This window comes from Streptomyces sp. NPDC058221, assembly GCF_042882365.1.
Lineage (GTDB): Bacteria > Actinomycetota > Actinomycetes > Streptomycetales > Streptomycetaceae > Streptomyces.
In genome coordinates this window covers 1-9,493 of record NZ_JBHVWF010000221.1, presented here as the reverse complement: position 1 = coordinate 9,493, position 9,493 = coordinate 1, and the positions used below count along the sequence as shown (strand labels likewise).

Sequence of the window (9,493 nt, the reverse complement as noted above, 5' to 3'; positions counted from 1 at the left end):
CTCCTGAGGCCGGATCCGGCCTCAGGAGCGTCGGCGGTTCAGCAACCACCACGAGGTCACCAGATCCTCGGTGCGCCGCAGGTTCAGTCCGGTGAGTTCCTGGAATCGGTTCACCCGGTACCGGACGGTGTTCGGGTGCACGGCGAGCCGCGCGGCGACCTCCCGCACGTCCTGGTCGCATTCGAGGTACTCGCGCGCCGTCTGCTCGATCTCGCTGTTCGAGCGTCCCGCGACATCGAGTGCCGTCAGGTGACGTGCGGACAGGCCCTCGGCTATGTGTGAGTCGGACAGCACGAGCGGTCGCGGCCCGAGATCGGACAGCCGCACGACACCCGACATGGCGAATCGCCGTGCGGTCGACAGCGCCAGCACTGCTTCATCGAACCCGGTGTCGAGTTGTTCGAGCGGAAGCCGCGGACCGACCGCCACCAGGTGACCGCCGACTGCCTCGGGCGCCCTCGGCGCGATGAAACCGAGTACTGGCCCGACCTGGGCGAGCAGGAGCCGATCGGCCGGTACGCGAAGAGCGGAGGCGATGGTGCGACGGACCGCGTCGACTTCGTCGGCTGACGCGGCCTGCGCGGCGAGTGCCACATGATGCGTCTGAGGGGCGAGCCCGAAGAGGTGGGCGTCTCGATTGATGCGCACGGCCGGGAAGGTCCCGCTGAGCACACCACTCGCGAAGGCCGAGCGGCGTTCGGCGTCGAAGTGTGCGCGCTCCAGGGCAAGATCATGGTGGACCCGGGCGAACACCGCGGATGCCTCGTTGGAGAACTCCCAGGTGCTGTCGTGCACAGCGAGCAAGAGGTCGGTGGGCAGGCCCACTTCGGTCGCTACCTCGTCCAGCAGCGCCAGCATCGCGCGGGAGCCCAGCTGGTAGCCGATGGTGAGCACATCGAGCGGAATCCCCTGGGCGGCGCGCTCGAGCGCGTAGTCACGGAGCATCTCTCGCAGAGCAGCGTCGGGAACGCGCAGGGAGGAGAGCTCGGACACGAGGATGTCCATGAACCGCCAGGCAGAGGATCGGAGCTCCTCGTCCGAAAGCACCGCATAGCCAGGGACGTGCCGGCGGATGAGCGTGATGAGGCGGTCCGCGAAGACGTCGCGCAGCGTGCGCAGGCGGGCGACGGCGGCGGTCAGTGTGCTGTGGGTCAAGGGGGCAAGGGTGGCGAGGTCCGGCATGCTCCGACGTACGGGCCAGGCTGTAGGGGTCTCGTACTCCATGTCGGCAGCCTACTTACGGACATTGTCCCGTGGAACAAAGTCGACGCGATGAAATCAGTGCGCATTCCGTAGCCCGCTATGAACGGCACGGCCACACTATGGCGAAGCCCGCGGCAACCTTGTTCCTGTTGCCATGTCGAATGCCCTTCGACATGGGCAGCACTCCTGTGGCCAGTCCGCCCGTCGCGCCGGAGTCGGCCGAGAGCGAGTTCGGCCCTCATGGGCGTCCCCCGAGGGCTGACGCCACATCCGATGGTGCCCCGGCCGGCGGCCGGAGCACCTGGGGGCCCTTCGGCTGGATCCGGCCGGAGTCAGTGCTGGTCCCAGCTCCACTTCTGGTTCGCTCCGCCGTTGCAGGTCCACAACTGCAGCTCGGTGCCGTTCGCGGTCTTGGCACCCTTCACGTCCAGGCACAGGCCGGACTTCTGCGCGACGATGGTGCCATCGCTCTTCACGGTCCACTTCTGAGACGTCCCACCGTGGCAGTTCCACTGCGAGACCTTCGTTCCGGGCGTGGTCCCGTTCTCGAAGACGTCCAGGCATTCCGTGGCACCCATAGTGCGCAGTTCACCGGTGGAGGTGGGTGAGATCTGCTGGTTGAGGCCGCCGTTGCAGTCCCAGATCTGCTCCTTGGTGCCGGAAAGGTAGACGTTGCCACCGTCGGTGTCGACGCACTTGCCGGACTGGGCGCTGACCAGGGCACCGGTGCCGCCTGTCCCGGAGGTGGGGACCGCCGCGATGAGGGCGACTCCACCGGGGGCCACGCTGGTGGTGTACGTGCTGACGGTACCCAGCGGCTTGTCGTTGTTGATCACGTCGGTGATCTTCGCCGAGCCGCTGAGCCCGAGCTGCGCCAGCGGGAGACTGAAGGTGTGACTGGACGAGGTGTCGGTGTTGAACACACCGATGTACCACGTGCCGTTCTTCTCACGCTTGGCGAAGACCTGCTCGTTGCCACTCTTGATCACCCGGGAGGCAGGAATGCCGTCCTGGTCGATCGCGATGAGCCGCTTGTTGGCCAGCAGCGCCTTGTCGCCCGGGTCGAGATGCGTCAGATCGGCACCCAGCATGTACTGGGATCCGGCCAGCGCCCAGAGCGCCATGTTCGTCTGGCGCTGCGGCGGGGTGATGCCGTCGTTGTCACCGTTGCCGACACCGAACGAGTCCAGGTCGTTCCATCCCCCCTTCCCCGCGTACGGCTGATACTTGGCCGCGTCGTCGAATCGTTTGGATACGTTCGCCCAGCTGGTGAGCGGGAAGCTCTGGCCCTTCGGGCTGGCACCGATGTCACCGTCGATTCGCCAGGAGTTGGCCAGCTTCGACCATGTGGCACCGTTCGAGGCCGAGAGGCTCGCAGACAGGTTCAGCGCAATCGGACGACCGGTCTGCCCCAATGCCTTGGACCAGGCCGTGACATCGGCCGTTTTCGACGGGCCGACTCCATCCAGCTTCAGGTAGTCCACGCCCCAGCCGGCGAACTGGTCCGCCCAGGAGTCGATGAACTCCTGTGCCCCGGGCTTGCTGAAGTCGATGTTCCGCATGCCCTTGCAGTTGAAGTTGCTCGCGCTGCTCGACGTGGCGATCTGATCCGCGGTGTACGACGTGCCCTTGATCTTCGTCTTCTTCTCCACCGCCTGAGCGGAAATGCCCGGCGTGACGTACAGGCCGAACTTGAGGCCCTTGCCGTGTACGTAGTCGGCGAGGGTCTCCATGCCGTCCTTGGAACCACTGCCCGGGAACAGTGATCCGTCCGTCACCCAGCGGCCGTTGGCGTCCACGTCAGGGCCCTGGCTTCCGGGGCACTTGTACCAGAAGTCGTCCATGTTGGCGTAGTTGTAGCCGAGGTCCTTCAGCCCGCTGGAGACGAGGGCGTCGACCTGCGCCTTGAACTTCCCTGCTGTGGGATCCCGCTGCAGGAACCCCCAGCCGCTCCAGCCCATCAGCGGTGCGTCGACCGCCAGACCGTTGTCCAGCATCGGCGCCGCGTCCACCACGTTCTTCGCGGCCTGCGCTGCCGTTGGGGGCGCCTCCTTCGGCGACCCCAACGCCTGCGGCGCCGCCAGTCCGGTGCCGACGGTGAGAGCGAGCGCCATCACCAGCCATCGAGATTTCATGTGTCCTCATCCTCGTTCCTGGGAGCGGGTGTCCTGCGGCGCCGTGCAGGATCACGGAAGTTCCCCTTCTCGCCCTGGTACCCGGCGCCGGGCCTCGTTCATGCCTTGCCCACGACGGCGCGAAATGGGGTGATCAGTGTTTGTTCGGGAGAACGCGCCTGTCTTGGGGTCGCCACCGGGACACCGTCCGCGCGGATGCGGGGCAGCGTTCCGACGGCCCGACGTGCCGGCGCTCAGCCCTTGCTGGCTCCGAGGGAGAGCCCTGAGATGAACTGCTTCTGCAGAAGGACGTAGACCACCAGGGTCGGGACAGCGGCGATCATGGCACCGGCGGCGATGAGGTTCTGGTTGCTCACGAACTGCCCCTGGAGGTTCGCCAGCGCGGAGGTGACCGGGCGTTTGTCGCCGGACGACATCAGCGTGATGGCCCAGAAGAAGTCGTTGTAGATCCAGGTCGTCAGCAGAGTGGCCAGAGCGGCCAGGGCGGGACGGCACAACGGGAGCGTGAGGCGCCAGAAGCGGGTCCACAGGCTCGTTCCGTCCACCAGCGCGGCCTCGTACATCTCCCCTGGGATCGACTTCATGTAGTTGCTGAGCACGAAGACGCAGAATCCCAGCTGAAAGGCCACATTGATGGTGATGAGGCCGAAGGCGGAGTTGTACATCAGGCCGCTGTCGCTGAGGAACGAGGGCAGCGGGATCTTCAGGTACATCCGGAACAGCGGCGTGATGATCACCTGCTGGGGCAGCAGGTTCCCCGCCGTGAACAGGATGAGCAGGGCAACGTTCACCTTGATGTTCACCCGGGTCAGGACGAACGCCGCACCGGCAGCCAGTGCGAGCACGATGACGACCGCCGGCACCGTGATCAGGATCGAGTTCCAGAAGAACCGGCCCATGTTCGCCTGGGACCACGCGTCGCCGAAGTTGCTCAGCGTCAGGCTGTGCGGCAGCGAGACGTATCCGTGCTTGCGGGTGTCGGCGTACGGGCGGACCGCGATGTACAGCGCGAACAGGATCGGCAGCAGCCACAGCACGGACGCGCTGACCAGGAAGACCTGCGAGAGGACCTGGCCCCGTGGTCGCGTCGGCCGGACGTCGCGCGCCGGTGTCGCGCCCCTCGGCAGCGTCGTCGGACTCACTGTGTTCCCTCCCTGCGGAACGTCTGGCGGAGGAAGAGGCAGATCGGCACCAGCGAGATCAGGAGCAGTACGACACCGAGGGCGGAGCCGAAGCCGACCCGCTGGGTCTCGCCGACGATGTTGGAGGTCACCAGGACCGACAGCAGCTCCAGACCGTTGATGCCCTTGTTGGTGATGTAGACGAGGTCGAAGGCACGGAGCGACTCGATGACGGTTATCACCATGATGACGACGTTGATCGGTCTCATCACGGGGAAGACAACCCTCCAGAACGTCTGCCAGGCGTTGGCACCGTCCATCCGGGCGGCCTCGCGAAGGGTCGGATCGACGGCCTTGAGGCCCGCGAGGTACAGGACCATCACGTACCCCGCCTGCCGCCAGGTGGCCTCCAGGAGAACGGCCCACAGGTTGAGGTCCGGGTCGCCGAGCCAGTCGATGGCGTTGTTGTCCCCGGCGCGGCCGATGACGGTGTTGATCACGCCGTAGTTCTGCGAGTACATGAACTCCCAGATGATGCCGACAAGGGCCAGCGAGAGCATGACCGGCAGGAACAGGATGCTCTGGTACATGCGGCTGCCGCTGATGCCGCGGTCGATGACAACCGCGAACACCATCCCGAGCGGGGTGGCGATCACGACGAAGACCGCGAGCCAGATGAAGTTGTGCTGGACTGCGGGCCAGAACTCCGGGTAGTTGGTGGCGGCCTGGTGGTAGTTCTGGACGCCGTTCACACACCCGTTGTTCAGGATGGAGGGCAGGGCCGGGTCGCATGCCTTGGTGTGCAGGTCGCCGACGCCGTTCCACCGGGTGAACGACAGCAGTACGGTGCCGAGCGCCGGGGCCCACACGAAGGCCAGGCTGAGCAGCAGGGGGATGCCGAGCATCAGGGCGACGACCACGCGGTCGGAGGTGCTCAGGTGCCGCAGCCGCCGCGGCCCCTGGCGCTTCCGCCGGGCGGGCGGGCGACCGGGCGGCGCCGGCAACCGATGAGTGCGGGTGACTGTGCTCATCCGGTGTAGATCGCCTTCGCCTGGGACTCGGCGTTCTTCTGCAGAGACGCGATGCCGCTCGTGCTGGGGTCGCCGACGAACTTCTGGACGAGGGAGATCATCGCGGTGGCCATGGCGGGATCTGCGTCCCGGTCCATGAACTGGCCGACGGCCTTGCACTTGGCGATCTCGGCCACCGACTTCTTCTGGATGGCGTTGTACGTCGGCATCTTCAGGCCCTTGGCCAGACCGACGTCCCACTGGTCGGTCTTGAGGTATTCGGCCTCGGCCGCGCCCGTGCCGATGTATTCCAGGACAGCCTTGGCCGCAGCGGGGTTCTTGGCCTTGTCGCTGAGCATGAAGCCGTCGGCGGGCGCGTCCATGTAGTCCTGGCCCCACTTCGGATTGATCGCGGGGAAGGGGAAGAAGTCCAGGTCGTCCAGGTCCGCCTTGTCACTGACGAACTGTGCGGCCACCTGGTTGGTGCCCTGGAACATCATCCCGGCCTTCTTGGACTCCAGAGTCTTGGCCGCGTCCTGCCAGGTCCGGCCGTTCGCGCCGCTCTGCACGTAGGGCATCATTTCCGCCCAGTGCTGGAAGACCGTATTCACGCCCTGATCGGTCCACGCGATCTCGTGCTTCATCAGCTTGACGTGGTAGTCGTAGCCGTTGATCCGCATGTTGAGGATGTCGAACGTGCCCAGGGCCGGCCAGCCGTCCTTCTCACCGAACGCGATGGGGATGAGGCCGTCGGACTTCATCTTCTTGCACAGCGCCAGGTACGCGTCCCACGTGGTCGGCACCGAGTAGCCGTTCTTCTTGAACAGGCTCTTGCTGTAGAAGACAACCCACGGGTAGTTGTACAGGGGCACCAGGTACTGATGGCCGTCGAGGCCGGTGGAGAGCTTCTTGGCGACAGGGCCGAAGTTGCCACCGATCTTCTCCCACACGTCATCGAGCGGCGCGGCGAGTCCCTGCGCCGCGAAGTACTGCATGCGGTATCCGGCGAACCATGTGAAGAGGTCGTCCGGAGTGCCCTGCAGATAGCTGGTGATGTTCTGCTGGAAGGAGTTGTGGTCAACAGTGTTGATCTTTACCTTCACCTTGGTCGACGTCGTCGCGGAGTCAGTCAGCGCGGCGAACGCCTCCTTGGTCGCCGGGTCGGAGTAGTTCGATCCGAAGGTGACCGTGCTGCCCGCCACGGGGCCCGACGACTTTCCTGAGTCACTGGATTCCGAGTCGTCTCCACAGGCGGCGAGCAGACCACCGGCGGCCACGGTCAGTCCAGCGGCGCCCACACCCCTGAGCAGACTCCTGCGTGTATGGGTGGGCGTGACGACGTCTCTGTCCGGGTCGACAGCCGACATGATGCCTCCATGGCGTGAATGATGTGAGCCGAGGGACGGTGGGCCGGCCGGGTATGCAGCCGGAGCGGGTTCTCGCCTGCCCCGTCCCAGTTGTTTCCAACAGAAGCCACCAATTTGCAACGCAATCGATCGCTGGCGTAGTTCTACGCCCGTCTCACAGATGCGTCTACGTTCGCGGCCACAAACAACTTTGGAACCCGACACGACCGGCCGCCCGCCACTGGAGCGGCTCCTCGCGACTCGCCTCGATGTGCGCCAGCCGCCAAGTCCTCACTCCAGCACGCGATTTGACACAACCCCCAGGTCAACCGGGGCGCGACAGCGAACGAATCGCGCGTTCCGTCGGCGTCACCTCAGCAGAGCCCTGCACCATCTGCCGGGTTTGCGTTCACCGAATTGCCGCGGCCTCAACTCGTCGACCATGTTCGCAACCCGCGCGATCAGGCCGAAGCAGTCGGCGCAGGAGGCCCGTCGGATCGGCAGCGAGCCTCCTGCGCCCGCTTCGGTCATGCCCGTTGGCGCTACGGCAGAATGGGACAGAGGGCCCACTCCGGCAGGCCGGACCCGGGGTGAAACGTGCCGAACCAGTGCGACCTCACGCACCGACCCGGACCTCCTGTTAGTTCTTGTGCGGAAGGAACGAGCACTCACGACATAGCCTCTGCCGAGCCCGACGTGACCCGCCAGCCCCTGAAGCCCGCCTTGGCTCCGCCGGTGACTCAGGAGCGGGCAGTGTGGTCGCGGTCGAGAGTGACGAGGTAGGCCATCGCCATGTCGCCGAGTTCGTCCGCGTACCGGCGCAGAGCGACCTCGCCGATGATGGGGTCTGGGCGCACCGAGTTATGGAAGCAGGCACCGAGGAGCGCGCGGGCGGCGGCGTCCAGGGCTGCCTGCGGGTCGGAGCGCCGGATCCGGTCGGCATAGGGGGTTGCGGCTTCGATCAGGAGGCGGTGGATTTCGGTGATGGCTTGGGCCCCGCGGTCCAGCGCCTTGGCCCCCCGTGCGCGCAGCAGCTCGGGGAAGAGCTTATTGCCCTCGGCGAAGGACTGCAGCAGCGCGTGCGCATAGGTGTCCATGACGCCGGAGAGCGACGGCTCGGCCGCGCGCAGCCGCTCGGCGACGTACCCCTCGCGGCGTTCCAGCATCCGCTCGGCCAGGGCGGTGACCAGCTGCTCCTTGTCGTCGAAGCGACGGTAGATCGTGCCGACCGAGACACCGGCACGCTCCGCGACACCGGAGATCGTCATTTCCTCCAGGCCGGTCGAGGAGGCGATCTCCTCGGCCGCCTGCAGTACGCGAGCCAAGGTCGCCGCGCTGCGCGCCTGCCGGGGCTCTCGGTAGAGCGGTGGGCGATCTGGCTCCTCGGTCATGTCACGCATGGTATCGGCGACAGCCTCAGCAGGTTCTCTTGACAAGTGACTCACTCCTGCGCGTAACCTAATGCGAACATGAATTCACATTCGCATTCTATGGAGGTTCGAGAATGACCGGCAACCAGACGTCATCGCCCGTGACCGTGACGCTTACGTCAGGGCCCACCGGTGGCAGCATCGACGACTTCGAGCTGTTCTACGCGCGCCGCGCCCTTGACCGCTACAGGGCGCGGCTGGGACGCCAGGGGCTGCTCGACCTCCTGGCCGAGGACATCGAGGAAGGCAACGCCTTCCTGCGCGAGAGCGCTCGCACGTCCGACGGAAACTTCAAGGCCGGCACGACGGTGCTCACGGCGCAGGGTCTCACCTCAGGTGCGTTCCTGGACTGGATGGACAAGGCGTTCGCGGGCGACGAGGGCCCCCTCCTCGCGGCGCACCCCGAGCACTACGTGATGGGCACCGATTCCATCGGAGCGCGCGTGGTGGAGAACATCGGTCCCCACGTCGCCGACTTCTACATGGGCGGGTGGGGAACGGCAGCCCTGACCTGGGCCACGGACGCGGCGGAACTCCTCCCGGAATCCGAGTTCCCGCGCAAGATGTCCTCGAACCTCTTCCTGGCCGACGGCACGGTCGTCGGGCGGGCGCTGATCCAGTTCGGTGACACCGACGAAGGCTTCACGGCGAACCTGACGGTGTACTTCCCCGTCACGTGCCCGGACGAGGTCCTGGAGCACCACCTTCGGCACTACGCCGTCGAGTTCAGGAACTGGATCGTCGCCGCAGCGGCTGCCCGCATCTGAGAGAGAACGCGTCGGCCCGCCACGCGGGCCGGCCGCGAGTGAGACCCAGGGTTTCGTGGCCGCCGGCGGCACCCGCGTTCCACAGGCACCCTGGCAGGACCGCTCTGGGCTCCGTCCGGCAGTCGTCCCCGGACCGGCGAGCAGTTCGAAGCAGCCGTCAACGCCTGCTGCAGGGGGCCGACATCAGTCGGGCCCCCGAGCGTGACCCTGTCGACGGTATCTCTGCTCCGGAAAACCCCACCCGGTGCGTACAGTCCGTTACCAATGAAGACCAGATGGCGCCTTCCACCACGCCGGGCGCCCTCCAGTCGCCGGGCAGACGTGGCACGCAGGGTGTGCCATGCAGAGCCGCACACCATGCCGGACGGCCACCTGCGGGTGCGCTCGACCCGTTCGCCACGGCACCACCACAGGCCCGGTCGGCGTGGGGGGCCGCCGCGGCGCGCCGCACGCCCCACAGAACGAGAAGCCCAACCACCGG

At 66.4% G+C, this 9,493-nt stretch carries 7 protein-coding genes; 1 reads left to right on the top strand and 6 read right to left on the bottom strand.

What is annotated here, in order from left to right; genetic code table 11:
* Window positions 1-21: 21 nt before the first annotated feature.
* The 6 genes from ACFVW8_RS36805 to ACFVW8_RS36780 all read right to left on the bottom strand — a co-directional run bounded on the left by ACFVW8_RS36805 (window position 22) and on the right by ACFVW8_RS36780 (window position 8,206).
* Window positions 22-1,155: a PucR family transcriptional regulator gene (locus ACFVW8_RS36805; protein WP_389697975.1), complete on the bottom strand. Its 1,134-nt coding sequence runs from the start codon at window positions 1,153-1,155 to the stop codon at window positions 22-24.
* A 380-nt stretch (window positions 1,156-1,535) separates the two neighbouring features.
* Entirely contained in the window at window positions 1,536-3,338 is a 1,803-nt protein-coding gene (locus tag ACFVW8_RS36800) for a glycoside hydrolase family 27 protein (protein WP_389697973.1), read from the bottom strand.
* Window positions 3,339-3,571: 233 nt separating this feature from the next.
* Entirely contained in the window at window positions 3,572-4,480 is a 909-nt protein-coding gene (locus ACFVW8_RS36795) for a carbohydrate ABC transporter permease (protein ID WP_389697971.1), read from the bottom strand.
* Window positions 4,477-5,490 carry a carbohydrate ABC transporter permease gene (locus tag ACFVW8_RS36790; RefSeq protein ID WP_389697969.1) on the bottom strand — a complete coding sequence of 338 codons (1,014 nt, stop codon included), beginning with the start codon at window positions 5,488-5,490 and terminating at the stop codon, window positions 4,477-4,479. Before ACFVW8_RS36790 ends, ACFVW8_RS36795 begins: the two co-directional genes overlap by 4 nt.
* Window positions 5,487-6,746: an ABC transporter substrate-binding protein gene (locus tag ACFVW8_RS36785; RefSeq protein WP_389697977.1), complete on the bottom strand. Its 1,260-nt coding sequence runs from the start codon at window positions 6,744-6,746 to the stop codon at window positions 5,487-5,489. The genes ACFVW8_RS36790 and ACFVW8_RS36785 overlap by 4 nt, the downstream gene beginning before the upstream one ends.
* A gap of 809 nt (window positions 6,747-7,555) precedes the next feature.
* Complete coding sequence (locus tag ACFVW8_RS36780) at window positions 7,556-8,206, bottom strand: TetR/AcrR family transcriptional regulator (RefSeq protein ID WP_389697967.1); 651 nt, start codon at window positions 8,204-8,206, stop codon at window positions 7,556-7,558.
* A gap of 113 nt (window positions 8,207-8,319) precedes the next feature.
* Here ACFVW8_RS36780 and ACFVW8_RS36775 point away from each other — a divergent pair, with 113 nt between their 5' ends.
* On the top strand, window positions 8,320-9,012 hold the full coding sequence (locus tag ACFVW8_RS36775; protein WP_389697965.1) for a hypothetical protein: 693 nt from the start codon (window positions 8,320-8,322) through the stop codon (window positions 9,010-9,012).
* Window positions 9,013-9,493: the final 481 nt, after the last annotated feature.

Excerpts from the sequence above, each read along its gene's own strand:
- ACFVW8_RS36800 (WP_389697973.1), bottom strand. The coding sequence starts at position 3,338 with ATGAAATCTCGATGGCTGGTGATGGCGCTCGCTCTCACCGTCGGCACC.
- ACFVW8_RS36790 (WP_389697969.1), bottom strand. The coding sequence starts at position 5,490 with ATGAGCACAGTCACCCGCACTCATCGGTTGCCGGCGCCGCCCGGTCGC.
- ACFVW8_RS36780 (WP_389697967.1), bottom strand. The coding sequence starts at position 8,206 with ATGACCGAGGAGCCAGATCGCCCACCGCTCTACCGAGAGCCCCGGCAG.
- ACFVW8_RS36775 (WP_389697965.1), top strand. The coding sequence starts at position 8,320 with ATGACCGGCAACCAGACGTCATCGCCCGTGACCGTGACGCTTACGTCA.